This window comes from Candidatus Latescibacterota bacterium, assembly GCA_020633725.1.
Classification (GTDB): Bacteria; Krumholzibacteriota; Krumholzibacteriia; order JACNKJ01; family JACNKJ01; genus VGXI01.
Genome location: JACKDC010000005.1, coordinates 57,523 through 81,906, shown reverse-complemented (window position 1 = coordinate 81,906; position 24,384 = coordinate 57,523). Strand labels below are relative to the sequence as shown.

At 71.8% G+C, this 24,384-nt stretch carries 21 protein-coding genes; 5 read left to right on the top strand and 16 right to left on the bottom strand.

Features of this window, described 5'->3' with window-relative positions:
* Positions 1-34: 34 nt before the first annotated feature.
* From H6693_11460 to H6693_11425, 8 genes are all read right to left on the bottom strand, one after another.
* Positions 35-1,024 carry a hypothetical protein gene (locus tag H6693_11460; GenBank protein MCB9516802.1) on the bottom strand — a complete coding sequence of 330 codons (990 nt, stop codon included), beginning with the start codon at positions 1,022-1,024 and terminating at the stop codon, positions 35-37.
* On the bottom strand, positions 1,021-1,389 hold the full coding sequence (gene vanZ, locus H6693_11455; protein ID MCB9516801.1) for a VanZ family protein: 369 nt from the start codon (positions 1,387-1,389) through the stop codon (positions 1,021-1,023). Before vanZ ends, H6693_11460 begins: the two co-directional genes overlap by 4 nt.
* Before the next feature lie 85 nt (positions 1,390-1,474).
* Entirely contained in the window at positions 1,475-1,933 is a 459-nt protein-coding gene (locus tag H6693_11450) for a PTS sugar transporter subunit IIA (GenBank protein ID MCB9516800.1), read from the bottom strand.
* Positions 1,934-2,005: 72 nt separating this feature from the next.
* On the bottom strand, positions 2,006-2,674 hold the full coding sequence (locus H6693_11445) for a YbbR-like domain-containing protein (GenBank protein MCB9516799.1): 669 nt from the start codon (positions 2,672-2,674) through the stop codon (positions 2,006-2,008).
* Entirely contained in the window at positions 2,674-4,182 is a 1,509-nt protein-coding gene (locus H6693_11440; protein ID MCB9516798.1) for an N-acetylmuramoyl-L-alanine amidase, read from the bottom strand. Before H6693_11440 ends, H6693_11445 begins: the two co-directional genes overlap by 1 nt.
* Before the next feature lie 128 nt (positions 4,183-4,310).
* The gene (locus tag H6693_11435; GenBank protein MCB9516797.1) at positions 4,311-5,222 is read right to left on the bottom strand and encodes a M23 family metallopeptidase; all 912 of its coding nucleotides are present in this window, start codon (positions 5,220-5,222) and stop codon (positions 4,311-4,313) included.
* 175 nt (positions 5,223-5,397) lie between these two features.
* The gene (locus H6693_11430) at positions 5,398-6,258 is read right to left on the bottom strand and encodes an RNA polymerase sigma factor RpoD/SigA (protein MCB9516796.1); all 861 of its coding nucleotides are present in this window, start codon (positions 6,256-6,258) and stop codon (positions 5,398-5,400) included.
* A gap of 77 nt (positions 6,259-6,335) precedes the next feature.
* Positions 6,336-7,721, bottom strand: a complete 1,386-nt coding sequence (locus tag H6693_11425; GenBank protein MCB9516795.1) for a trypsin-like peptidase domain-containing protein — start codon at positions 7,719-7,721, stop codon at positions 6,336-6,338.
* A 294-nt stretch (positions 7,722-8,015) separates the two neighbouring features.
* Between H6693_11425 and H6693_11420 the strand changes: the two genes are divergently transcribed.
* A complete protein-coding gene (locus H6693_11420; protein MCB9516794.1) occupies positions 8,016-8,834 on the top strand; it encodes a UDP-2,3-diacylglucosamine diphosphatase in 819 nt (272 codons plus the stop codon).
* A 6-nt stretch (positions 8,835-8,840) separates the two neighbouring features.
* On the opposite strand, the gene H6693_11415 is transcribed toward H6693_11420, so the two are convergent.
* Both H6693_11415 and H6693_11410 read right to left on the bottom strand, forming a co-directional pair.
* Complete coding sequence (locus tag H6693_11415; protein ID MCB9516793.1) at positions 8,841-9,812, bottom strand: PorV/PorQ family protein; 972 nt, start codon at positions 9,810-9,812, stop codon at positions 8,841-8,843.
* A gap of 23 nt (positions 9,813-9,835) precedes the next feature.
* Positions 9,836-13,114: a T9SS type A sorting domain-containing protein gene (locus tag H6693_11410; protein MCB9516792.1), complete on the bottom strand. Its 3,279-nt coding sequence runs from the start codon at positions 13,112-13,114 to the stop codon at positions 9,836-9,838.
* A 264-nt stretch (positions 13,115-13,378) separates the two neighbouring features.
* Here H6693_11410 and H6693_11405 point away from each other — a divergent pair, with 264 nt between their 5' ends.
* Together H6693_11405 and H6693_11400 are read left to right on the top strand one after the other, a co-directional pair.
* Positions 13,379-14,101, top strand: a complete 723-nt coding sequence (locus H6693_11405; GenBank protein MCB9516791.1) for a phenylalanine 4-monooxygenase — start codon at positions 13,379-13,381, stop codon at positions 14,099-14,101.
* A 156-nt stretch (positions 14,102-14,257) separates the two neighbouring features.
* Complete coding sequence (locus H6693_11400; GenBank protein ID MCB9516790.1) at positions 14,258-16,018, top strand: response regulator; 1,761 nt, start codon at positions 14,258-14,260, stop codon at positions 16,016-16,018.
* Here the strand turns inward: H6693_11400 and H6693_11395 are convergent.
* The 6 genes from H6693_11395 to H6693_11370 all read right to left on the bottom strand — a co-directional run bounded on the left by H6693_11395 (position 16,015) and on the right by H6693_11370 (position 21,997).
* Complete coding sequence (locus tag H6693_11395; protein ID MCB9516789.1) at positions 16,015-16,356, bottom strand: 4a-hydroxytetrahydrobiopterin dehydratase; 342 nt, start codon at positions 16,354-16,356, stop codon at positions 16,015-16,017. The genes H6693_11400 and H6693_11395 overlap by 4 nt on opposite strands.
* 22 nt (positions 16,357-16,378) lie before the next feature.
* On the bottom strand, positions 16,379-16,798 hold the full coding sequence (locus H6693_11390; GenBank protein MCB9516788.1) for a BrxA/BrxB family bacilliredoxin: 420 nt from the start codon (positions 16,796-16,798) through the stop codon (positions 16,379-16,381).
* A 116-nt stretch (positions 16,799-16,914) separates the two neighbouring features.
* Complete coding sequence (locus H6693_11385) at positions 16,915-17,400, bottom strand: peroxiredoxin (GenBank protein MCB9516787.1); 486 nt, start codon at positions 17,398-17,400, stop codon at positions 16,915-16,917.
* 60 nt (positions 17,401-17,460) lie between these two features.
* The gene (gene clpB, locus H6693_11380) at positions 17,461-20,118 is read right to left on the bottom strand and encodes an ATP-dependent chaperone ClpB (GenBank protein ID MCB9516786.1); all 2,658 of its coding nucleotides are present in this window, start codon (positions 20,116-20,118) and stop codon (positions 17,461-17,463) included.
* A gap of 205 nt (positions 20,119-20,323) precedes the next feature.
* On the bottom strand, positions 20,324-21,388 hold the full coding sequence (locus H6693_11375) for a hypothetical protein (protein MCB9516785.1): 1,065 nt from the start codon (positions 21,386-21,388) through the stop codon (positions 20,324-20,326).
* A gap of 15 nt (positions 21,389-21,403) precedes the next feature.
* Positions 21,404-21,997 carry an NAD(P)H-dependent oxidoreductase gene (locus tag H6693_11370; protein MCB9516784.1) on the bottom strand — a complete coding sequence of 198 codons (594 nt, stop codon included), beginning with the start codon at positions 21,995-21,997 and terminating at the stop codon, positions 21,404-21,406.
* 300 nt (positions 21,998-22,297) lie between these two features.
* On the opposite strand from H6693_11370, the gene pdhA reads away from it, so the two are divergent.
* Entirely contained in the window at positions 22,298-23,407 is a 1,110-nt protein-coding gene (gene pdhA / locus H6693_11365; protein MCB9516783.1) for a pyruvate dehydrogenase (acetyl-transferring) E1 component subunit alpha, read from the top strand.
* Positions 23,400-24,380 (top strand): alpha-ketoacid dehydrogenase subunit beta, encoded by a 981-nt coding sequence (locus H6693_11360; protein MCB9516782.1) that lies wholly within the window; start codon positions 23,400-23,402, stop codon positions 24,378-24,380. The genes pdhA and H6693_11360 overlap by 8 nt, the downstream gene beginning before the upstream one ends.
* Positions 24,381-24,384: the final 4 nt, after the last annotated feature.

Below are 24,384 nucleotides of genomic sequence, written 5' to 3'. Positions count from 1 at the left end.
CGCCCGCGCGGGCCGTTCGGTCCCGGTGTCAGGTTCAGGGCCGGGACGCCGGGCGGGCGCCGGCGCTCCAGGCCTGGATCAGATCCAGCAGGTCGTCCTCCGGCAGGGCGCGCTGCGCGCCGGAGTCCAGGTCCTTCACCGTCACGACGCCCGCCGCCAGCTCCTCTTCACCCAGCAGGATCGCGAAGCGCGCGTGGCGCGCGTCCGCGTCGGCGAGCTGCGCCGCGAGGGGACGCCCGCTGTGGTCGACCTCGACGGGAATCCGCGCCCGCAGCCGTCCGGCGATGCGCAGCGCGGCGGCCGTCGCCTCGGGATCCACCAGCAGCAGGGCCGCGCCGCGCGGCGCGAGCTCCGCGGCCTCCACGGTGCCCGCCCGCAGGACCGCGCCGGCCAGGACGTCGAGGTCCAGCCACGCGCCCACCGCCGGCGTGGGCGCCAGGCCGACGCGCGCGGGAAGGCCGTCGTGGCGCTCGCCGCCGCCCAGCGAGGCGCCGCCGGGGCCGGGACAGGATAGCGCAAAGAGGCTGCGCGCGCCCGTCGCCGACGTCAGCGCGGCGTCGCGCCGGTGGGCGATGCCGCGGCCGTCCAGCAGCGCTTCCAGCCCCTCGAGGTGGCCGAGGCAGCGCGCGCAGGGGCCGTCCTCGCCGCAGCAGACGTCCCCCGGCGCGTTGAGCCGCGCGCCCAGGGGCGAGAGGCCCAGTTCGCCGAGGACGTCGCGCACCAGCTCGATCAGCTCGGCTTCCAGCGCCGGGCTCGCGCTGCCCGTGACCTCCAGGCAGAGCCGCAGGGCGTCGCCGCCCGCGGCGCTGGGCCCCCAGGCGACGAGCCGCAGCGGGCCCGCCGGCTCGGCGTCCGCCGCGCCCCATTCGGCGGCCCGGGCCAGCGTGGACTCCGCGCTCGCCGAGGGCACGTGCAGCGGCCGGTAGCCCCAGCGCGCGGCGACGTCCTCCGCCACGCGGCGCAGGCGCTGGCGCAGGCCGGCGACGTCGGGCGCGGCGTCGTCCTGTCGGCGGGGGGCGCTCACGCTCCGCCCTCCCCGTCGCGGGTCGCGTTCAGGCCCACGCTGAGCCCCAGCACCGCGCCCGTCAGGCCCCCGGAGACGTCCGCCAGCCAGTCGGCCAGCTCGCGGCTGCGGTTCGGCACGAAGCCCTGGTAGAACTCGTCCACCATGCCGACGGCGGAGGCCAGCAGCAGCGCGCCGAGCAGCGTCCGCCAGTGCCGGCCGAGGCGCTCGCCCTCGCCGCGCGCGAAGACGTAGCCCAGCCCGCTGTAGAGGACGAAGTGCGCCACCTTGTCGATGAGGAGCGGCGCCCCCTTGGGACGGGGATCCGTGGGGATCGACGACAGCCCGAAGATGAGCAGCAGGTAGAGCAGCCAGGGGCGACGCATCGCAGCCTTTGCCGTTGCGACCGGGGTGCGGGGGTCCGTGGCGGCCGGCGTCGGGCCGGTCGCGGCGGGCCGCCGACGGCCGCGATCAGTTCGATTCGAAGTCGCGGATGGTCTCGAGGACTTCGGCGGCCGTCTTCGCCTTGCGGAGGCGGTCGCGGAAGTCGGAGCCGTGGAGCAGGCGGGAGATCTTGGCCAGGATCTTCACGTGCTCGTTGCCGATGCCGCGCGGACCGAGGATCATGAAGATCAGGTCCACCGGCTCCTCGTCCATGGCCGCGAACTCCACGGGCTTCTTCGGCCGCCACAGCGAGAGATGGGTCTCCGGCACGCCCTCGGACTGCGCGTGCGGTATCGCCACGCCCTGCCCGATGCCAGTGCTCATGATCTTCTCGCGCACCTCGAGATCGTGCAGCACCGTCTCGGGCTCGGTGACGTGGCCCCGCGCGTGCAGATGCCGGAGAGCATCCTGGAAGAGGCTGGCTTTGTCGGTGCTGGCGAGGTCGAGCTGGATGGAGTCTTCCCTGAGGAGATCGGACAGTTGCATTCCTGGTGAGGCCTCCCGTTGGTCTGCCTGCAGTCTAGGGTCGCCCCTTTCCGGCGTCAAGAAGGCCCGTGCTCACTCGGGTTGCCAGGCCTCGATTTCGTAGCGCACCTGCACCGTGGACGGCTCGAAGCGGAGCAGGGAGTCCGGGGCTTCCAGGCTCACGGCGCGCACGCCGCTCTCGGTCTCGTCGGACAGGTCGAGGAACTCGGTGCGGACCCAGGGCATGCGGTCCACGCGCTCCCGGGGGCCGCGGGCCCGCACGTGGCTGGGCGTGGCCACCGGCGTGCTGCCCTCCGCCAGCCGGTAGGGATGCCGCGGCTCCTTGCCCACCACCACCTTGACGGGCACTTCCTTCTCCCCCACGGCCGCGATCTGGACGCGCAGATTGGCCGGGCTGATGTCCATCACCGTGCCGCTGAACTGCCGGGGCAGGTCGAGCAGCTCCTCGCGGAGGCGCAGGACCACGGGCTCGTCGGTGGCCTGGAGGCTGAGCCCCGGGCGCAGGAGCGGCGGGCGCAGGCGCAGCCAGAACAGCTTGCGCCCGCTGGCGCGGAAGGTCACCTGGACGCTGGCGGGCGGGCTCTGCAGGTACATGAGCGAGTCCGGCAGCGCGGGCAGGTCCAGGGCCACGCGCAGGGTGCGGATGACCTCCCGCTGCCCGGCCACCATGGCCCAGAGCAGCGTGGCCAGCACCAGGCTGGTGATCTTGATGGGCAGGTTGCGGCCCAGGGCGCCGAGCATCAGTCCCCCTTGCCGCCCTGCGGCAGGATCACGAGTTCTTGACCGGGGCGGATGACGTCCCGGCTGCGCAGCCGGTTGGCCTGGAGCAGGGAGTCCACGCTGACGCCGTAGCGCTTGGCGATGAGCGTGAGGTTCTCCCCCTTCTGCACCCGGTGCACCACGGGCTGCTCCGTCTCGGAGACGACCAGCAGCAGGTCGCCCACGCCCAGATGATTGGCCTTCTCGAGCCGGTTGGCGCGGACCAGGTCCTCGACGCTCACGTCGAACTTGTTCGCGATGCGCGTGAGGTTGTCGCCCGGCCGGACCTTGTAGATCAGCTTGTCGCGCCGCGCGAAGAGCGGGTCGAAGAGCGTGGCGGCGTGCTCGCGGAAGTAGTCGTCGATGCCCCGCGCCAGCCAGTCCGCGTAGCTCTGCCGGCCCTCGGGGCTGGCGAGGAGCTGGAAGTCGTTCCGGTTGGTGAAGAAGCCCACCTCCACCAGCACCGACGGCATGGAGACCATCTTGCAGACGGCCAGCCCCGCGCGCTTCAGCCGCCGGCTCGATCGCAGCTGCGGATCCCGGTAGGCCGCCGCCCGCAGCGACTCGGCCACCAGGCGGCTGCGCTCGATGGCCACGCCCAGCTGACGGTTCACCACCAGGCGGAACTCCTCGTCCCCCGCCGCCGGATGGATGCCGCCCACCAGGTCGGCGCGGTTCTCCAGATCGGCCAGCGCCGCGGCGCGGCGGCTGCTCGCGCCCTGGGTGGACAGGTAGTAGAGCTCGATCCCCCCGGCGTTCCGGTTCGGCGCCGAGTTGCAGTGGATGCTCACCAGCAGGTCGCCCTTGGCCTTGTCCGCCAGCTCGCGCCGCCGCGCCAGGGGGACGTAGTAGTCGCCGGAGCGCGTGAGGACCGCGCGATAGCCTGGCATGGCGTCGATGACGCGCTCCAGGCGCCGGGCGATGTCCAGGGTGATGGTCTTCTCGCGCTCGCCGCGGTGGATCGCCCCGGGATCCTCGCCGCCGTGCCCCGCGTCGATCACCACGACGACCTCCCGCCCCAGCGGCGGCGGCGCGTCGCCGGGCGGCGCCGGCGGCGTCTCGGCCACGGCCTCGGCCGGGCTCTCGCCACGCTGCGAGGGGAAGACGTCCACCACGAGGCGGCGCGGCTTCTTGTTCGGGATGGCGTCCAGCGCGAAGTACTTGAAGGTGTAGGCGTCCTTGAGGTCCAGCACGACCTGGGCGCCCCGGCGCAGCCGGTTGCAGCGGATGCGGGCGAGGATGTCGTCGTCCACGGGCCGGTTCTCGGTGCCGCAGTCGAACTGCGCGCCGGCCAGATCGATCACCACGCGCTCGGGCGACTGGCGGGTGCCGATCGTGAACTGGTAGTCGCCCTCCAGATCGAGGACGACGCGGGTGTGGTCGGGGGCCGTCCAGTGCCGGATGCCGCTCACCTGGGCGGCGGCTGCCGACGCCGCGGGCCAGGCCACGGCGAAGAGCAGGGCTAGGCCGAACCTCGCGCTACGCGTCATGCCACTCCTGAAGCGGGCCGCCGCGCCACCGTGACGCCGCCCGGCGCCACGACGACCGCCGCGCCACGGCGCTCGGCCGGGCGCGTTCGGTCCGCGCGGTCGGGCTCAGTTAGCCGGAGAGGCGAAAATCAGTCAACGATGAATTCGTCGGACAGGATGTACTGACTGGGATTGCCGTAGCTGTCGTCCCGGATCACCTCGTAGTGGAGGTGCGGGGCCGTGGAGTGGCCGCTGCTGCCCACCGTGGCCACCACCTCGCCGCGGGCGATCTTCTGGCCTTCGCTGACGAGGATGCGGTCGCAGTGGGCGTAGCGCGTCTCCACGCCGTTCCCGTGGTCGATGATGAGCATGTTCCCGTAGCCCGTGTCCGAGCGCCGCACCTTGAGCACGCGCCCGTCGGCCGTGGCCATGATGGGCGTGCCCTTGCGCGCGGACAGGTCGATGCCGCGGTGGAAGGCGGGACGTCCGGTGAAGGGGTCCACGCGGCGGCCGAAGCGGCTGCTGAGGCGGCCGCCCACGACGGGCCGGATCGAGGGGATGCGGCTCAGGCGCTCCTGGTCGTCCCTGAGCGCCGAGAGCACGCTCTCCGCGCTCCGTCGCAGCACCTGGGCGCGGCCGGAGAGGCGATCCAGCCGCCGGTCCACGCTGGCGAGCTCGGCCGTTGGCGGATTGAGCGGCGCGGGTCCGCCCACGCCGCCGGCGAGGACCTCGTCGCTGAGCGGTTCGAGCTTGGCCACGGTGCGCGTCCAGCGCTGGAACTCGTCGATCTCCTGGAGCGTCGCCTCCAGCCCCGCCACGCGGGCGTGGACGCGCTGGATGTCCTCGCGCAGCCGCGTGTTCTCCGCCTCGGCCTGGCGCAGCTCGAAGCTGCTGTGGCCGCGGAAGAGGCCGCCGACGCCGAGGACGAGGAGGATCAGGAGCAGCAAGGCGGAGGCGCCGAGGAGCAGCCGCAACTGCCAGGCTTCGAGCCGAAGCTGGCGGATCGGATGCTCCGTTTCGCGGATGACCACGAAAGTGAACCGTTTGCTCTTCTTCGCCATGATCCTCGGGGGTGAAAGCCTCGAAACGGCCCCAAGCTAGGCCCCCTCCGGGGCACTGTCAAGGACCCTAAGGACGGGCGGGGAATAGCAGGTTCCGTTCCCGCCTGGAGGCGCACAATGAAACGCGGGGGCACCCTGTGCCCCCGCGCGGGAGTGTTCGCTGCCGAGTCCCTTGTCAGGACTCCAGATAGCTCTTGAGCGCCTGTCCGTGCCGCGAACTCCTCAGCTTCTGGAGGGTCTCCTCCTTGATCTGACGAATCCGCTCGCGGGTCAGCTCCAGCCGCTCTCCGATGCGCTCCAGGGTCTCCGGTTCCTGGCCACCGATCCCGAAGTAACGGACGAGGATCTGCCGCTCGCGTTCGGGCAGGCCGTCCAGGACCTCGGCGACGTCCTCGCCCAGCGTGCGGCGATAGGTGTCCACGTCGGGCGCGTCGGCCTCTTCGTCCCTGAGGTAGTCGCGGAGCGGATTCTCCTCGTCCTCGCCGTAGGACTCGTCCATGGAGAGCGGGACGTTGGCGATGTCCAGCGTGCCCCGCACCTCCTTGCGGCTGAGCTTGAGGCGCTCGGCGATCTCTTCCACGGTGGGCTCGCGGCCCAGGTCCTGCGTGAGGCGCTGCTGCACCTTGCCGAGCCGGTACAGTGTGGTGGCCCGATTGAGCGGGACCCGGAAGATCCGCGACTGCTCGGCCAGCGCCTGCAGCATGGCCTGGCGCACCCACCACACGGCGTAGCTGATGAACTTGAACCCACGCTTCTCGTCGAAGCGCTCCGCGGCGCGGATGAGGCCGATGTTCCCCTCGTTGATGAGGTCGGTCAGGCTCAGTCCCTGGCCCGCGTACTGCTTGGCCACGGACACCACGAAACGGAGATTCGACTCCACCAGGCGGTGCAGGGCTTCCTCCTCGCCGGCGCGGATGCGCCGGGCGAGATCCGCCTCGTCCGCCCGCGTCAGCAGCGGGATGTCGTGGATCTGCTTGAGGTAGATGTCCAAGCTGATCTCGCCGCTGTGCCGGATTGGTTCGCGATCGACTCTCATGGTCCGTCCTTTCGCCAGCCGCGTCGCCGCGGCGTGAACCTTTCCAGCAGGGGTGGTTCCGTGGGGCGGGCGCCCCCCTACCTGGGTGTGATGAACAGGAAGGTCGAGTAGGCCTTCCTCTGAACGAGCAGCCCCAGCTTCTTGTCCGAATTCCGGAACTGCTCGGCAGCCTTCGAGAAGTCCTCCATGGTATTGACGTCCAAGTTCTTGATCTTCTGGATCACGTCGCCCACGCGCAGGCCCGCGGCGTCCGCCGCGCTGCCCGCCCGGACGCGGGTGACGATGACCCCGTGGTCGGCGTCGATCTCGAGCTGCTCGGCGAGCTCGCTTCCGACCACGTTCTCCACTTCGACACCGAAGAAGTCGCGCGTGTCACTCGACTCGGCCAGGGCCTGTTCGTCCTCGGGGAACTCGGTGAGCGCGACCTTCTTGGTGAGGTCCTTGCCGTCGCGGTGCACCTTCACGTCCACGTCCTCGCCCACCTTGCGGTCGGCGACCATGAAGCGGAAGCGATCCACGTCGGTCACGGGCTGTCCCGCGAACTCGGTGAGGACGTCGCCCTCGCGCAGACCGGCGCGGTCGGCGGGGCCGCCCTTCACCACGTCCTCGATCAGGATGCCGTGCCTGATGTCGAGGCCCAGGGCCTCGGCGCGGCTGGCGTCCAGCTCGCTGGGCAGCACGCCCAGGTACGCGCGGGTGACCTTGCCCTCCGCGATGAGCTGCGGAATGATCTTCTCCGCCAGGCTGATGGGAATCGCGAAGCCGATGCCCTGGCCCGCGGCGTTGATGGCGGTGTTGATGCCGATGACGCGGCCGTGGATGTCCACCAGCGGTCCGCCGCTGTTGCCGAAGTTGATGGCCGCGTCGGTCTGGATGAAGTCCTGATAGCGCGGCGTGCCGCCCTGGATGGCCAGCTGGCTGCGGCCCTTGGCGCTGACGACGCCCACGGTCAGGCTGCCCTCGAGCTCGCCGAGCGGATTGCCCACGGCGATGGCCCAGTCGCCCACGCGCACCTCGTCGCTGTCGCCCTGCTCGACGTAGGGAAACTTGCGGCCCTTGGCGTCCTTGACGCGGATCACCGCGAGGTCCGTGGACGGATCCGTGCCCAGCACCTCGGCGTCGTAGAGTTCCTTCTCGCCCGGCAGGCGCACCTTGATGGTCTCGGTGCCGCCCACCACGTGGTTGTTGGTGACGATGGTGCCGTCGTCCTTGATGATGAACCCGGAGCCCGAACCCGGGATGGGCACGTGGTTCTCGGGCATGCGCCGCTCGAAGAACTTGAACTGCTCGAAGAGCGGGTTGTCCTGCATGGCCGCCTCGGCGTCGCGGGTCACCTCGATGGAGACCACCGCGGGCACGACCTTGGAGGCGACGCTGCGGAAGGGGCTTTCGGTGTCGGCGTTGAGGAGCGCGCCGTAGTCCTTGGCGAGGGAAGCGCCGGCCATCCCGGTCAGCAGCAGCACGCCGATGGCGACTCCGAGGACTCCGCGGCGGGCGCCGCCTGGATTCTGAATTGGATTCAGCACTTGGAAATCCTTTCCTCTCACTGGTGTCCCCTATTGCGAATTCTATCTGTATTTCTCGTCAGGATCAAGATTTCCTGCGCCGTGGCCGGGGGGCAAGGGACGGTCGCCGGCAGGGTGCGTCGCTAACGCGCTGCCGTCCGCGGGGTTCCCGGTCCCCGGCCCGCTTTTCCCCTGGGCGCGGCCGACGCGATGCCCTAGGGTGGTCGCCGACCCCCGCCGCAGGGAGCCCCGATGCCCGGCGATGCCGTCTACTTCGTCTCCGATGCCCACTTCAGCGCCCGGGATTCCGCCCACGAGCGCGAAAAGAGGGAGCGTTTCTCCCGCTTCCTCGCCGGCGTGGCCGCCGAGGGGGCGGAGCGGCTCTACGTGGTCGGCGACCTCTTCGACTTCTGGTTCGAGTACCGACGGGTGGTCCCCGCGGGCTTCGGGGACATCCTCCATGCTCTGCGTCGTCTACGAGACGCCGGCACCGGCGTGACGCTCATCGGCGGCAATCACGACTACTGGCTGGGGGAGCACCTGGCGCGGGACTGGGACTTCGACCTGTCGCCCGACGGTCTCGTGGCCGAGCACCAGGGCCGCCGGCTGCGCGTCGACCACGGCGACGAGACGCTCAGCAGCGACCGCGGCTACCTGGCCCTCAAGGCGGTGATCCGCAATCCCGTCTTCCTCGGCGCGGCCAGGCTCGTCCACCCCGACCTCACCTTCTGGCTCGCGGACCGCCTGTCCCACGGCAGCCGCTGGCTCGACGAGAAGCAGATGGAGCAGGGCCGCCAGGGCCGTCCCCTGCGGCTGAAGGCGGTGCTGAACGAGGACTTCGACGCGCTCATCCTCGGACACCTGCACCTGGGCTTCCACCTGCGCTACAGCCGCTGGGAGATCCTCTGCCTGGGCGACTGGATCCTGCGCTTCAGCTACGCCCGTCTCGTCGAGGGCCAGCTGACCCTGATGAACGACGCGGGGCTGACCGTGCCCGTGGAGACGGTGGACGATCCCGACCGCCCGCCGCACTGCCGTCTCCGGCCGCGGCCGGGCGCCGAGGGGCGCTAGGGGCGCTCAGATGTCGAGCGTCAGCCCGAGGCGGTGCACGCTGCCCAGATCGTTGCTCACCGCCAGGAAGGCGTAGTCGAACATCACCTGGTGCCAGCGCAGGCCCGCGCCCACGCTCAGCCCCTGCGAGTCGTAGCCCGCCTTGTAGCCCGCGCGCAGCGCGGCCAGGCCCTGGTAGTCGTACTCGACGCCCACGTGATTGCGCGCATTGAGGGACTTGCTCGCGCCGAGGTCCGCGTCGGTGCTGGTGTCGCTGTCGCTGAGCAGCAGCAGGTCGTAGGCCAGGCGGACGTCGCCCTCGGCCGGATGGAAGGGCGCCAGCCAGGCGGCGCCGAGCTTGATCGTGCGGGGCGCGTCGAACTCCTCGCTCACGTACTTGAACTTGGCGCCGAAGTGCAGCAGCGCGGCGCCCAGGGTGAGGCCGGGGATCTTCGTCTCGTGGCGCAGGCCGAGATCGACGAGGAAGCCCTTGGCGTTCTCCTCGTAGAGCCGGCTGTAGATCCACTTGACGCCGAGGCCCGCCTGCACGCCGGGCAGCAACTCGCGGCCGTAGGCGCCGTGCACGGCGATGTCGAAGGCCGAGAAGTGTCCCAGCGGCTCGCTGCTCGGCAGTTCCTCGCGCAGTTCGAGCTCGTCCATGTTGAGCCCGGTGATGCCCACGGCGAAGGTGCCGTAGCGCGTCGGATGCGCGAGGCCGGCGAACTCCTGCCGCACGGAGGAGATCCACTCGTTGTGCATGAAGTGCACCTGCGTGCGCTCGACGGCCGCCAGTCCCGCGGGGTTCCAGTAGAGGGCCGTGGCGTCCGCGGCGAGGGCCGTGTAGGCCTCGCCCATGCCCGCGGCGCGCTCGCCCACGCCCAGGCGCAGGAAGAGCAGCCCCGAGGTGCCGGGCTCGTAGGCCGCGGCGGTGATCGCCCCGCCGGCGAGAAGCAGCAGCGCGAGTGCAGGGGCTGCCAGGATGCGGGCACGGATCGCCATCGTTCCTCCTAGGACTGGACGGATCAGCGCAACACGGCCAGGCGCCCCTTGCGGAGATCGCCCGAGCCCTCGGCGCGGATCGTATAAAAGTACACGCCGGGCGCGAGGCCCACAAGCGAGCTCTCGCGCTCCCAGGCGCTGTAGCCGTCGGTGGCCCCCGCGACCCGCAGGCGCTGCTGGCCTTCGAGGTCGTAGAGCGTCACCGTGATCTGCGCAGGGGTGTCGGTCGAAGCGCGCCAGGTGACGCTCTCGCCCGCGGGGTTGGGGTAACCGTAGGCCTCGGTCAGGCGCGCGCCGCCGGTGGCCGGCGCGAAGCCGGTCGCCAGCGGCAGGCGCCGGCTGCGTCCCGCGTCGGCCCCGGCCTGGGCCCAGGACGCGCCCGCGGCGGGCAGGTCCGTGTCGAGCTGCCAGACCCGGGCCACGGCGCCGGCCAGCAGCGTGTCCTCGCCGGCCGTGTTCCCCGTGGCGGGTGTGAACCCGCTGAGGCCGCGCAGTTCCAGGAGGCCGTCGCCGTCGAGATCCGCGAGGACGGGACTGCCGCCCAGGTCGCCGCCTGGGAACTGGGACGCCGCCCCCGCGGCCAGGTCGGCGCGGCCCACGAAGACGCGCCCGTCGTAGGTGGCCAGGAGCGGATGGTCGCGGCCGTCCGCGTCGCGGCGCAGCAGGAGCCAGCGCACGGGGTCCGCCCAGAAGCCGGGATCGGGGTCGGTCTGCCCGGGCTCGAAGAGCCAGGTCGAGAGGGCACCACCCTCCGGGCCCACGGCGGCGAACGCGCCGGCGCCCGCGGCGAGCGCGACGGCGAGGCCGTCCCCGCCGAGGTCCGCGGGCAGGAGCGCCAGGCCGCTGCCGTGGACGGCGGTCTCGTCGGCGCGGAAGAGCGTCTCCCCGTCGCCGGCGCCGCCGAGGCGGCCCGCGGGGAACCAGAGCGAGAGACCGGACGCGGTCTCCACGAGCAGGTCGTCGACGCCGTCGGCGTCGAGGTCGCCGGCCGCGAGCTGCAGCGCGGCATCGGCGCTCAGCGGGATGGCCAGCGAGTCCACGCCCGCCCAGCCGGCGGCGGCGGCCGGCGGTGACGCGAGGCGCAGCACCTTCGCCGCGCCCGTCCCCGACGTGTCCGCGAGCGCCACCTGCACGAAGGCCAGCGAGGCGGCGCCATGTCCGTAGCCGCGCTCGCCCGGCGCCACGGCGAGCCCGAGCGCGGGCGGCCCCATCGGCAGTCCGCGCTGCGGCAGCTCCCAGCCGAGGCCCGCGGCGGCGAGATCCAGCGCCGCGCCGGCGCCGTCGAACGCGCGCGGCACGGTGGCCGAGAAGCCGGCGCCGCCGTCGTCGGGCTGGTCCTCGAAGAGGACGATCACGGCCGCGTCCCCGACCACCCCGAGCGCGGACGCGGCGAGCAGCAGCGGCCCCGCGGACGCCCCCGCCACGGTGAGCAGCGGCGCGCCGGGCGTACCCGACAGGTTCGTGCCGTCGCCCTTCCAGGCGAAGAGGCGGCCGTCGCGGGTGAGGAGGACGATCTCGTCGGCGCCGTCGCCGTCCAGGTCGCCGCCGGCCAGCGCCCCCGCGGGGACGCCGGTGAGCGCGGCGATCGTGACGGGCTCGCCGAAGCCCGCGCCCGCCGGCTGGACGGCGACGAAGAGCGAGTCCGCCCCGTCGCTCAGCAGGAACGCGAACTCGGGCAGGTCGCCGGGGTCGGCGAGCAGGTCGGCGAGGAGCGGGTCGCCCACGGGCAGGCGGCCCTCGGCGCTCCACTCGGCGCGCGCCCAGGCGCCCGGCTCCCACCGCACGGTGAAGTCCATGCTGGGGCCGTGGGGCCCGATGCCCGAGAAGCGCCAGCCGCTGTCGGCGCCCTCGGCGCTGCGCGTGGAGGGCAGGCTGTGCTGGTCGATGGATGTCTGCGTCGCCACGAGGTCGTTCGGTCCGCCGGCGGCGCGGAAGGCGTCGAAGTCGCCGCCGTAGGCGTTCTCGTCGAAGCTGAAGACGGTGAGGTCGGGGTAGCCGTCGGCCTCCAGCAGCGCGACGCCGTAGTGGTCGTTGTAGGCGTTGATCAGGTTGACGTCGTACTGGAAGGTCAGGCGCAGGAACTCCTCGTCGATGCGCCAGACGAAGAGGCCGCTGCCGGGCGTCTGGTCCGAGGCGTTGTACTGCGTGGTGAAGTAGTCGAACTCGGCGCCGAGCAGCGACTCGCCGTTGTCGGGCAGGTGGTTGCCGTTGGCGTCGTCGAAGGTGAAGGCGCCGTCGCCGTTCGCGTCCTGGTTGCGGTTCTCCACGAGAAAGTACTCGCGGTCGGAGATGGGCAGCTCCAGCACCGTGCCCGTGGGTCCCTGCTCCCAGCTCGCGAGCTGGCGCGCCTGGGCGGCGGTGGCGTCGGCGCGCGGGAGCAGGTCCGGCGTCGCCCAGCCCTGGAGGACACGATTGAACGCCGAGGGCGGCCCGGGCACGAAGCCCAGCGCGTTCCAGAGGCCGTAGCTCATCAGGTCGAAGTTGCCCGCGCCCTGCCCCTGGGGCGGCACGAGATCGTTGAGGCTGACGAGGCCGAGGTAGCTGCCCAGCTGGTGGACGTAGACACCCAGCGGCCCCAGCACGTAGGGCGGCGACAGCTGCTCCTCCACCTCCAGCTCGGGCGCCACGCTGAAGCGCTGGAGGACGAACCCGCCGTCGTCCGTGGGGATGCCCGGCCAGCCGTCCACCGGCGGATCGGGCAGCGAGTCCGCGAAGGCCTCGCTCAGCGACGCGAAGTCCAGGTAGCCGCTCCACAGCTGCTCGGGCGAGTCGCGCAGCAGGTCGGACTCCTGCCCGGGCCCCGCGTGGATGAAGGTGACGAGATCCCAGGCGCTGAAGTCGATCGCCGCGTCGAGCGAATCCACCACCTCGGCGGCGAGCCTGCGCACGCCCTCTTCCCAGCTGAAGGCGCTGTCGTCGCCGTAGTGGTTCATGGTCCCGCTGAGGTGGACGACCGAGTCCGCCAGCGTCGGGTGCAGCGCCACCGCGCCCGCCGAGACCGTCGCGTAGTACTCCGACGCGCGCGTCATCAGATTCGTGAACCACTCCCGGCGCGGGGTGGTCACCACGGAGTCGGGATAGCCCAGCACGTTCAGTGGGTCGAAGTCCTCGCCATAGGTCGCCGACAACTGGCGGTCGCTGAAGTCCACGAGGATGCCCAGCCAGGCGACGTCCTGCCGCGTGGGCGCGGGCGCGCCGTCCAGCAGCGCGGCGAGCCGCGCGCGCTGCGCCTCCCCCAGGGCCCGCGGCGGCGGGGCGACGGCGGACGGCAGGCCAAGCGCGGCGCCGGGCGCGGCGGGCACGGGCGCGGCCGGACAGGGACGTCCCCACGGTCCCAGGACCAGGACGGCGGCGAGGAGAGCGAGTTGTAGGGCAGGGGAGCGGCGATGCAAGGCGCGCAATGGCAACCACCTGGCTGCGGATGGGGACGGTGGGCAGGCGCGGGGAGTATAGGGGGGCCGCCGCGGGGGCGTCAAGGCGAGCGCGGCGGGATTGCCCTTGACGCAAACCCGCCGATTCCGAAATTATTGTGCGAAAGCCCTGCAGCGACACCACGGGAGGCGGGCATGGAGATCGCGTACATCGACCAGGACTACGAGGCCTACACCGAGCAGAATCACGCGGTCTGGAAGAAGCTCTACGATCGCCGGATCGGCGAGCTCGAGTCCCAGGCGAGCGAGGCCTACCTGGACGGCCTTCGCACCCTGGAGATCTACGCCGACCGCGTGCCCCAGCTCAGCGACATCAACGCGCGGCTCGGGCCCATCACGGGCTGGCAGTCCATGGCGGTGCCGGGCTACATCCCCGCCGACGTCTTCTTCACCTGCCTCTCGCGACGCGAGTTCCCCACCACGATCTCGGTGCGGCCGCCGGAGCAGATCGACTACCTGCCCGAACCGGACATCTTCCACGACGTCTTCGGCCACATCCCCATGCACGCGAACCGGATCTTCGGGGACTTCCTGCAGGCCTATGGCGCCGCCGCCCTGGCCGCCGGCGGCGAGCCCCGTCTGACGCAGCTCCAGCGCCTGTTCTGGTTCACGGTGGAGTTCGGCCTCATCCGCGAGCAGGGCCGGATCAAGCTCTACGGCAGCGGCCTCATCTCCTCGCCGGGCGAAGGCAAGCACTGCCTGGAGAGCCCCGAGGTGGAGCGCGCGCCCTTCGATCTGGAACGGGTGATCGCGCAGCCCTTCGACATCGATCACTACCAGCCCATCCTCTTCGTGATCGAGTCCTACGAGCAGCTCTACGACGCGCTCGAGCGCTATCGCCGCCAGTACCTGAACTGAGCCGCGCGAAAGCATGGGGACGTCTGCGCCCTCCCCGGGAAGCGGAGGTCCCGCGCGCCGCGCGCGCCCTGCCCGCCGTGTCATCCGGAGATTCCTAAAGCCAGGTCTCGAAGTTCCGATAACCTGACTGTAGGAACGCCATCCGAAGGACGCGGCATGAGCTCACTTCCCCACTGGGCGCTGTTCGCCGGCGCCGCCGCCGTGGTCGGCATCGCCCTCGCCGTCGGCCTGGGCCTGAATCGCGCTGCGCTCGCGCTGCTGCGCGGGGCGCTGCGCAAGCGCGGCGACCAGCTCGACGAAACTCTCGGCCAGCTCAAGGAGGCGAACCAGCGCATCGCCTCGGCCCTGCACGAGGCCGAGCAGGCGCGCAGCGAGGCCGCCACCGCGTCGCGCGCGAAGAACGAGTTCCTCGCCACCATGAGCCACGAGATCCGCACGCCGATGAACGGCGTCATCGGCATGACCAGCCTGCTCATGGACACGTCGCTCAGCGCCGAGCAGCGCGAGTACGCGGAGGTCATCCGCAGCTCGGGCGACTCGCTGCTGACGATCCTCAACGACATCCTCGACTTCTCGAAGATCGAAGTTGGTCAGCTCGAACTCGAGGAGCACCCCTTCCAGCTGCGCGAGGTCTTCGAGGACGCCCTGGACCTGATGGCGCTCAAGGTGGGCGAGAAGGGGCTCGAGCTGTCCTGCCTGGTCGAGCCGAACGTGCCCCCCACCGTGATCGGCGACGACACCCGCCTCCGCCAGATCGTCGTGAACCTGATCGGCAACGCCGTGAAGTTCACCAGCGAGGGCGAGATCGCCCTCGAGGTGCGCGCGCAGCTCCTGCGCGAGGGCCTCTACGAGATTCACACGGCCGTGCGCGACACGGGCATCGGCATCGATCCGGCGGCGCGGGCGCGGCTGTTCAAGGCCTTCAGCCAGGTGGACAGCTCCACCACCCGCAAGTACGGCGGCACCGGCCTGGGGCTGGCCATCAGCAAGCGTCTCGCGGAGCTGATGAACGGACGCATCTGGGTGGAGAGCGCGCCCGGCAAGGGCAGCACCTTCCACTTCACCGTGCGCGTGCGTCGCAGCAACCTGCCCGAGCCCGCGCTCGACCTGAACGCCCTGCGCGGCCTGCGCGTGCTCGTGGTCGACGACAACGCCACCAACCGCCGCCTGCTCGAGGTGCAGTGCATCGCCTGGAGCATGCAGCCGATCCTCGCCTCGGGACCCGGGGAAGCGCTCACCATGGTGGAGTCGCAGCCGGGCTTCGACATGATCCTGCTCGACATGCAGATGCCCGAGATGGACGGCCTCGAGCTCGCGCAGGTGCTCGCCCGCCATCCCAAGACCGCCAAGACGCCCAAGATCATGCTCAGCTCCATCGGCCAGCGCTTCTCGATCGCCGAGACGCCGCTGAGCGCGGCGCTGAGCAAGCCGCTGCGGCAGGACCGTCTGCTGGCGGCCTTCCTCGACGCCCTCGGCGAACGGGAGGACGGCCCCGCCGTCTCGCCCCCCGCCGCGCTGGAGCGCCTCGCGGAGCGGCTGCCGCTGCACATCCTGCTGGTGGAGGACAACCGGGTGAATCAGAAGGTGGCCCTGCGCCTGCTGGAGCGCCTGGGCTACGGCGCCGACGTGGCGGCCAACGGCCTCGAGGCGCTCGACGCGCTGCGGCGCCAGAGCTACGACCTGGTGCTGATGGACATGCAGATGCCCGAGATGGACGGCCTCGAGGCCACGCGGCGCATCCGCGCCGACTTCCCGAGCCAGAAGCAGCCGCGCATCGTGGCCATGACGGCCAACGCCATGAAGGGCGATCGCGAGCGCTGCATCGACGCCGGCATGGACGACTACATGAGCAAGCCCGTGAAGTGGGAGTCGCTCGTGGAGGCCATCGGCCGCTGCGAGATGTCCCCGGCCGGCTAGCCCGTCGCCGGCAGCGCGTTCATCCGCGCGGCCAGGATGAAGTCGTTCTCGCTCAACCCGCCGACGCTGTGCGTCCACAGCGCCACCCCCACGCGTCCCCACGCGAGCTCCAGATCCGGATGGTGCCCCTCCGCCTCCGCGAGCGCGCCCACGCGGTTGACGAAGGCGAGGGCCGTCACGAAGTCGGGGAAGCGGTAGTCCCGCCGCAGGCGTTCGCCGTCGACGGTCCAGCCCGGCACCTGTTCGAGCAGGGAGCGCAACTCTCCGTCGGCCAGCGCCGGCGTGCCGGCGGGCAGGTCGCGACAGTGGCGCTCCGCGAGAGGCGTGCTCGTGCTCATCCCTGTCCTCCGGAGGCGGGGGTCAAGCGCAGAAGCGGTCGAAGGCGGCGGCCAGATCGGCGCCCACGTCGCGGGCGTCGCGGCCCTCGATGGCGTGGCGCGGCAGGAAGAAGACCAGCTGGCCGTCCTTGAAGAGCGCCGCGCTCGGGCTGCTGGGCGGCACCTCGGCGATGGCCTTACGGGCGGCGGCCGTGGCCTCCATGTCCTGTCCCGCGAAGACCGTGGCGACGCGGTTGGGCCGATGCGCGTTCTGCAGGGCCAGGGCCAGCCCGGGACGGGCCATGCCCGCGGCGCAGCCGCAGACCGAGTTGAAGAAGAGCAGGGCGCTGCCCGTGTGATCGTCCATCCACCGACTGACGTCCGCCGCGTCGCGCAGCTCCTCCACACCGAGACGGGTCAGTTCCTCGCGCATGGGCGCCACCATGAGATCGTCGTAGGGCATGGTTCCTCCGGGCTGCCGGGCGATCCAGAGCTGTGGATCGCCAATCTGGTGTAAACCTGAAATCGATCGGGATGGAAAATACGCATTCCCTGGAGACGCGCAAGGTCCCGGCGCCGCTACGAGAACGCGCGGCCCTGCAGGGTCTCCAGGGCGATCGCCGCGCTGTCGGAAGCGCTCACGCCCACACGCGCCTCCATGAGCCTGCAGCCCGGCATGATGACGAAGTGGCTGCGCAGCACACCCGTGATCGTCTCGCCGAGGATCATGCGCGTGCCCCAGGCGCCGTAGGCCTGGGCGATGGCGTGCCGCTCGTCGGTGAGCAACGTGAAGGGCAGCGCGAGACGGGCTTTCGCGGCCGCATGGCTCGCCGGCGGGTCCGCGCTCATCGCCAGCACCACGGCGCCCTGTGCCCTGATCTCCTCGAAGAGGCGCCGGTAGCCCAGCGCCTGCGCCTCGCAGCCGGGACGTCCATCGGCCACGTAGAAGTAGAGCAGCACCCAGCGCTCGGCGAAGTCGCCCAGGCTGACGAGACGGCCCTGTTCGTCCTCCGCGCTGAACTCGGGCACCCAGTTGCCGGGGACCAGACGAGGGCTGCGTGGCACCGGGTCTCCAATCGCGCCATGGCGGCCGGCGCGACGCTCACGCCCGCCCGCCGCCCCGCATCAGGATGAGGCCGCCTCCTCCTTGGGCGCGCTCGCTTCGCGCACGAACTCGAGGCGCTCGCCGTCGGCGGCCAGCGCCACGCGCACGCGTTCGCCGCCGCCCTCGCCCCGCCCCGACGCGAGCAGCAGCCGGGCGATGGGCGTCTCGAGCTCGCGCTTGAGGGTGCGGGCGAGCGGCCTGGCGCCGAAGACCGGGTCGTAGCCGCGCCGCGCCAGCCAGCGGCGGGCGTCCTGCTCCACCACCAGCTCGAGCGCCTGCTCGGCCAGGCGACCGGCGAGTCGCGCCGTCATGAGGTCCACGATGGACTCGATCTCCGAGGCCGTCAAGGGCTTGAACAGCACCTGCTCGTCGAGCCGGTTCAGGAACTCGGGCCGGAAGTGGCGGCGCAGTTCGGCGAAGACCGCCTCGCGCGTCGCGGGGGAGATCTCGCCGCCGGCGTCCACGCCGTCGATGAGCAGCGGCGAGCCGATGTTCGAGGTCATGATGATCACGGTGTTGCGGAAATCCACGGTGCGGCCCTGGCCGTCGGTGGCGCGGCCGTCGTCGAGGATCTGCAGCAGCGCGCTCCACAGCTCGGGGTGCGCCTTCTCGATCTCGTCGAAGAGCACGACGCTGTAGGGCTTGCGGCGGACCGCCTCGGTGAGCTGTCCCCCCTCCTCGAAGCCGACGTAGCCCGGCGGCGCGCCGAAGAGCCGCGCGACGCTGTGCTTCTCCATGTACTCGCTCATGTCGAGGCGGATCAGGTTCTCCTCGCGGTCGAAGAGCGCCTCGGCGAGCGCCTTGGCCAGCTCGGTCTTGCCCACGCCCGTGGGGCCGAGGAAGAGGAAGGAGCCCAGCGGCCGCGCGGGGTCCTGGATGCCCGCGCGCGCGCGCAGCACGGCGTCGGCCACGGCGCGGACGGCCTCGTCCTGTCCCACCACGCGGCGGTGGAGGATCGCCTCGAGCCGCAGCAGCTTCTCGCGCTCGCCTTCCACGAGCCGCTCCACCGGCACGCCGGTCCAGCGCGAGACGACCGCCGCGATCTCGGCCTCGCCCACGGTCTCGCTGAGCAGCGGCGCGCCGCCCGCGTCGCGCGCCGCGCGGGCGGCCTCCTCGGCCTCAGCGATGCGCTGCTGCAGGGACGGGATGCGCCCGTGCCGCAGCTCGGCGGCACGATCGAGCGCATAGCTGCGCTCGGCGGCCTCGGCCTCCCGCCGCAGGCTCTCCACCTGCGCACGCAGTTCACTCAGGGCCGCGTGCCGCTCCTTCTCGAGGTCCCACTGGGCGCGCAGCGCGCTCGTCTCCTCGCGCAGCTCCGCCAGCTCCCGGCGCAGCAGCGCCAGGCGCTCCTTGCTCGCGCGGTCCGTCTCCCGCTTCAGCGCCGCCTCCTCGATCTCGAGGCGCATGAGCCGCCGGCCGGCCTCGTCCAGGCGCGCGGGCTCGGAGTCGATCTCGGTGCGGACGGAGGCGCAGGCCTCGTCCACGAGATCGATGGCCTTGTCGGGCAGGAAGCGGTCGCTGATGTAGCGGTTGGACAGGGACGCCGCCGCCACGAGCGCGGCGTCCTGGATGCGCACGCCGTGGAACACCTCGAAGCGCTCCCTGAGTCCGCGCAGGATCGACACCGTGTCGGCCACGTCCGGCGCCTCCAGCAGCACGGGCTGGAAGCGACGTTCCAGCGCCGCGTCCTTCTCCACGTGCCTGCGGTACTCGTCCAGGGTCGTCGCGCCGATGCAGTGCAGCTCGCCGCGCGCCAGCATGGGCTTGAGCAGGTTGCCGGCGTCGGGCGAGCCCTCGGTCTTGCCCGCGCCCACGATGTTGTGGATCTCGTCGATGAACAGGATGATCCCGCCCTCGCTGCGCCTGATGGCGTTCAGCACGGCCTTGAGGCGCTCCTCGAACTCGCCGCGGTACTTCGCGCCGGCGAGCAGCGCGCCCAGGTCGAGCGCCCAGAGCTGGCGGCCCTTGAGCCAGGCGGGGACGTCCCCGCGCAGGATCCGCTGCGCGAGCCCCTCCACCACGGCGGTCTTGCCCACGCCGGGCTCGCCGATCAGGACGGGGTTGTTCTTCGTCTTGCGCGAGAGGATGCGGATCACGCGACGGATCTCCGCGTCGCGCCCGATCACCGGGTCGAGCTTGCCCTCGCGGGCCAGCGCCACGAGATCGCTGCCGTACTTCTCCAGCGCCTCGAGGCCGGCTTCGGGGTCCTCGCTCTCCACCTTCTGGCCGTCGCGCAGCCCCTCCAGCGCGGCGAGCACGGCGCCCTTGGCGAGTCCGGCCTCGGCGAGCAGACGCCCAGCCGGATGCGAGCGGCCAGCCCCGAGCATGGCCAGGAGCAGGTGCTCCACGGAGACGTAGGCGTCCCCCATCGCCTTGGCCTCGTCCTCGGCGGCCACCAGCAGCTGCTGAAGGCGACGGCTCGGCAGCAGCTGTCCGCTGCCCGCGCCGGCGCCGCTCACCTGCGGCAGGCGCTCCAGCGCCTCGCGGGCGCGGGTGGCCACGCGCGTCGGATCGAGGTCCAGGCGGAGCAGGAGACGTCCCACCAGGCCCCCCTCCTGCTCGAGCAGCGCGAGGAGCAAGTGCAGGTCGTCGAGTTCGTGATGCGACCCCCGCAGCGCGGCCGCCTGGGCGGCCTGGAGGGCCTCCTGTGACTTGCGGGTGAAGCGTCCGGGATCCATGCGTGACCTCCTCGTTGCCGCCCGAACGGGCGGCGCCGAAGGGGACTGCGCAAGCTGTGGACCAGCTCGGAGCTTCGCCCGCAACAGGCGGCTTCAACGCGACTTAGGCGATTCTCGCGCAGCGGACGCCGCGGGGGGCGCTGACGCCCTGACAGCGGTGACGGCCGAACCCGTCAGGAAAGCCGGTCGGACTGACAGGCGCGTGTCATGGCGAAAGCGGAAAGGGCAAGGGCTCTCGCAGCTCCAGGGGCCGCGCCGGCGCCTCGCCCTCCGCGCGGAGCCGCAGCGCGCCCTCCCGCGGGCGCTCGGCCTTGACGAAGACCAGCGCCAGGAAGCCCGGCGCCGCGGGCGGCGGCACGTGGGCCGCGGAGCTCACCCAGCCCGCGCTCGCGCCCTCGGCGTCCTCCACCGCGCTGCCGGGCGACGGCGGATCGCCCTCGCCGGCCACGAGCTGGGGCCTCCAGCGCGGCTTGCCCCGGCTGTGCTGTCGCATGACGACTTCCTGCCCGGGATAGCAGCCCTTGGCGACGCTCACGGCCTCGGGCAACAACCCCGCCTCCTGGGGCAGGACTCGCTGCAGATCCGGTTCGCGCCGCAGCTGTCCCGCGGCCAGACGCAGCGCCTCCACGGACTGGGCGGAGAGCCGCCGGGCGCCGGCGGCGTCGAGCGCGAGAAACAGCCCGCGCAGCGCACCCGCCGCGCCCTCGCCCTGGGCCGCGGCCGCTGGGTCCTGCGGGCCGCAGCTCGGATCGAAGAGGAGGTCCCAGCCGGGCACGCCCAGGCTGCGCGAGCGCAGGACGCGGACGGGCCAGCCGGCCAGCTCCGCCTCCGCGTGCGCGTGCAGCGCGACGGGCAGGGCGTCCACGCTCAGCCGCTCGCGCAGGAAGTCCGCCGCGCCGGTCCCCCCCAGGCTGAGCTGCTCGGCCGCGCCCTCCAGCGAGCGCAGCTGCACGTTCTCGCGGAAGACGCGCCGCTCCAGCTCCTCGGCGAGCGGGCGGCCGGGGTCGGCGTCGGCGACGAGCAGGAAGCCCTCGCGGGTGCGCAGGACGACCATGTCGGCCAGCACGGCGGCCTTCGCGTCGAGCAGCAGGCTGCGCGCGCCGTGGCCCGGCGTCAGCGGCTCGAGATCCTGGCTCAGGTTCGCCTGCAGCCAGGCGGGCGCGTCGGCGCCGGTGACGCGGAGGAGTTCGCCGCCGAGCTGGAGGCGAAAGACCAGACCGCCCTGGGCCCGGGCGGCGGCGAGTTCTTCGCCGAGGGTGGGGATCGTCACGAAGGTCTCCCGGACTCAGTCCGCGTGGAAGCCGGCGAATCCCGCCTCGGGCCCCTTGCCCTGGGCGCGCGCCGACTCGAAGGTTGATCGCAGCACGGGGGCGTAGCGCACCAGATCGCGGACCAGGCGCTCGAGGCGGTCGCGGACCTTCTCGTTCTGCAGCGCGAGGCCGTCGAAGTCCACCCCTCGCGCCGCGGCATGGAAGGGCAGGGTGAAGCCGTGACACCAGTGCACGCTGTTCTTGACCGCGGTGATGGACATGTCGCCCCCGCCGCCACCCGTCACCGCGTAGACGCCGGCCAGCTTGCCGGCCAGTTCCTCGTAGAGGTAGTCCAGCCAGTTCTTGAGCGCGCTGCTGACGCCGCCGTGGTACTCCGGCGTGCCGAGCAGGAAGCCGTCGGCCCAGGCGGCGCTGTCCTTGATCTCCTCGACCTCGGGCCGCGCGGCCAGGTCGGCATTGCCGGACTCGAAGAGCGGCAGGCGCGTCGCGTGCAGGTCGAGCAGGCGCACGGAGGCCCCCGCGGTCTCGGCCACGGAGACGAGGCCGGTGGCCAGCGCTCGGGTGCGGCTGCGCGCTCGCGTCGAGCCGCTGACGATGAGCAAGTTCACGGGATCTCCGCTTCGCTGAAGGAACGCACCCATCAATGCCGCAAGCCGGCCGGAAGCGCAAGAGCGGGACCGGGGCGCTGCGGCCAAAACGGAGCGCCGGACCCTCTTGTCGCCTGCCGCCGGAACCCTTGCGGCGACAGGGCGCTCGGGTTAGTGTGAGCGGGCCGGCGCCGGACGACCGCCGCTTGACCCCAGCACAGGAACGAGGTCGCCGCCGGCGCGCGCCCCCCGTCAATGCAGGCCTGCCGGCGAGAGTCTCCGCCTCCCGCCCTCTGCGCCCGCCTCAGCGAAAGGACGGCAATGCCGAGAACGGAACTGGCGAGCTTCGGCATCGAGACCCTGCAGATCCTCGCCCCCAGCGGCGAGGTGGACCAGGCGCTCGATCCCGGCTTGCCTCCCGAGGATCTTCACACCCTCTACCGGGGCATGGTGCTCGGCCGCGAAGCCGACCAGCGCATGCTCAACCTGCAGCGCCAGGGCCGCCTCGGCACCTTCAGTCCCAGCGTCGGCCAGGAGGCCGCGTCGGTGGGCCCGGTGTATTGCATGGGCCCGATGGACTGGTTCGTCGGCGCCTTCCGCGAGCTCGGCGCTCGGCTCATGCGCGGGCACCGCTTCAAGGACGTCCTCCACTTCTGGAACGGCCGCGAGGAGGGCTCGGCGATCGACCCCGCGCTGCGCACCCTCTACGACTCGATCATCGTGGGCGCGCAGATTCCCCACGCCGTGGGCCTCGCCTACGCGCAGAAGCTGCGCGGCGAGAAGGCGGCCACGGTCTGCTGGTTCGGCGACGGCGCCACCAGCCAGGGCGACTTCCACGAGGCGCTCAACTTCGCCGCCGTGTGGAAGGCGCCGGTGGTCTTCATCTGCCAGAACAACCAGTGGGCGATCTCGATCCCGCGCAGCAAGCAGACGAGCGCGCGGAGCATCGCGCAGAAGGCCGTGGCCTACGAGATGCCGGGCATCCAGGTGGACGGCAACGACGTCCTGGCCATGGTCGTCGCCACGCGCGAGGCGATCGATCGCGCGAAGCGTGGCGAGGGGCCGACGCTCATCGAGGCGGTCACCTATCGCATGGGCGTGCACACCACCGCCGACGACCCCACGCGCTACCGCAACGAGGAGGCCGCCCAGGCCGAGTGGACCGAGAAGGATCCCATCCTGCGCCTGCGCCGCTATCTCGAGGCCCGCGGCCTCTGGGACGAAGCCCGCGAGACCGCGCTGCGCGAGGAGATCCGCGCGGGCATCGCCGAGGAAGTGAAGGTCTACGAGACCGAGACCACCTTCCCCCCCGACACGCCCTTCGACCACGTGTTTGGAACCCTCCACCCGGTGATCAACGAGCAGCGCGAGCTCTTCCACGCGCTGCTGGCGCGGGACGCCGCGCGGGCCAAGGAGGCGGGCGATGCCTAAGCTCACCATGATCCAGGCCATCAATCTTGCCCTCACGGAGATGATGGCCGAGGACGACAGCGTCGTCGTGCTGGGCGAGGACGTCGGGATCAACGGCGGCGTGTTCCGCGCCACCGAAGGGCTCTACGACAAGTTCGGCGAGGGCCGCGTCATCGACACGCCGCTGGCCGAGAGCGCCATCGCGGGCACCAGCATCGGCATGGCCATGGCGGGGCTCAGGCCCGTCTGCGAGATGCAGTTCTCGGGCTTCTCCTACCTCGCCATCGCGCAGATGGAGGGCCACGCCTCGCGCGTGCGGAACCGCAGCCACGGCAGGTACAGCGTGCCCATGGTGATGCGCATGCCCTACGGCGGCGGCGTGCGCGCGCTGGAGCATCACAGCGAGAGCCGCGAGGCGACCTACGCGCACTTCCCGGGGCTGAAGGTGGTGATCCCGTCGACGCCGCGCAACGCGCGGGCGCTGCTGCGCGCGGCCATCGCCGACCCCGACGCCGTGGTCTTCATGGAGCCCAAGCACAGCTATCGCGCCTGGCGCGAAGAGGTGCCGGAGACGCCCGAGTCCATGCCCCTGGGCGTGGCCGAGCACGTGCGCGAGGGCAAGGACGTCACGCTCGTCGCCTGGGGCGCCATGCGCCGCCCGGCGGAGCAGGCGGCCGCGCAGCTCGAGGCGAAGCGGGGCGCGACGACGCACCTGATCGACCCGCTCACCATGTCGCCCCTGGACGGCGACGCCATCGCCGACTCGGTCAAGACGACCGGGCGCTGCGTGGTGGTGCAGGAGGCGCCGCGCAGCCTCGGCATGTCGAGCGAGATCGTCACCCGCATCAACGACAAGGCGCTGCTCTACCTCGAGGCGCCGGTGGCGCGCGTCACCGGCTTCGACGTGGTCACGCCCGGCTTCAGCCGCGAGCAGGCCTACCTGCCCACGGCCGGCCGCATCCTGGACGCCCTGGAGCAGACCCTGGACTTCTGAGGGA

What these genes read in the sequence shown, in the direction of transcription:
- H6693_11390 (MCB9516788.1), bottom strand. Translation starts at nt 16,798, where the DNA reads ATGCCCTACGACGATCTCATGGTGGCGCCCATGCGCGAGGAACTGACC.
- H6693_11450 (MCB9516800.1), bottom strand. Translation starts at nt 1,933, where the DNA reads ATGCAACTGTCCGATCTCCTCAGGGAAGACTCCATCCAGCTCGACCTC.
- H6693_11435 (MCB9516797.1), bottom strand. Translation starts at nt 5,222, where the DNA reads ATGGCGAAGAAGAGCAAACGGTTCACTTTCGTGGTCATCCGCGAAACG.
- H6693_11420 (MCB9516794.1), top strand. Translation starts at nt 8,016, where the DNA reads ATGCCCGGCGATGCCGTCTACTTCGTCTCCGATGCCCACTTCAGCGCC.
- H6693_11395 (MCB9516789.1), bottom strand. Translation starts at nt 16,356, where the DNA reads ATGAGCACGAGCACGCCTCTCGCGGAGCGCCACTGTCGCGACCTGCCC.
- H6693_11430 (MCB9516796.1), bottom strand. Translation starts at nt 6,258, where the DNA reads ATGAGAGTCGATCGCGAACCAATCCGGCACAGCGGCGAGATCAGCTTG.
- H6693_11415 (MCB9516793.1), bottom strand. Translation starts at nt 9,812, where the DNA reads ATGGCGATCCGTGCCCGCATCCTGGCAGCCCCTGCACTCGCGCTGCTG.
- H6693_11405 (MCB9516791.1), top strand. Translation starts at nt 13,379, where the DNA reads ATGGAGATCGCGTACATCGACCAGGACTACGAGGCCTACACCGAGCAG.
- pdhA (MCB9516783.1), top strand. Translation starts at nt 22,298, where the DNA reads ATGCCGAGAACGGAACTGGCGAGCTTCGGCATCGAGACCCTGCAGATC.
- vanZ (MCB9516801.1), bottom strand. Translation starts at nt 1,389, where the DNA reads ATGCGTCGCCCCTGGCTGCTCTACCTGCTGCTCATCTTCGGGCTGTCG.
- H6693_11440 (MCB9516798.1), bottom strand. Translation starts at nt 4,182, where the DNA reads ATGACGCGTAGCGCGAGGTTCGGCCTAGCCCTGCTCTTCGCCGTGGCC.
- H6693_11400 (MCB9516790.1), top strand. Translation starts at nt 14,258, where the DNA reads ATGAGCTCACTTCCCCACTGGGCGCTGTTCGCCGGCGCCGCCGCCGTG.
- H6693_11360 (MCB9516782.1), top strand. Translation starts at nt 23,400, where the DNA reads ATGCCTAAGCTCACCATGATCCAGGCCATCAATCTTGCCCTCACGGAG.
- H6693_11445 (MCB9516799.1), bottom strand. Translation starts at nt 2,674, where the DNA reads ATGCTCGGCGCCCTGGGCCGCAACCTGCCCATCAAGATCACCAGCCTG.
- clpB (MCB9516786.1), bottom strand. Translation starts at nt 20,118, where the DNA reads ATGGATCCCGGACGCTTCACCCGCAAGTCACAGGAGGCCCTCCAGGCC.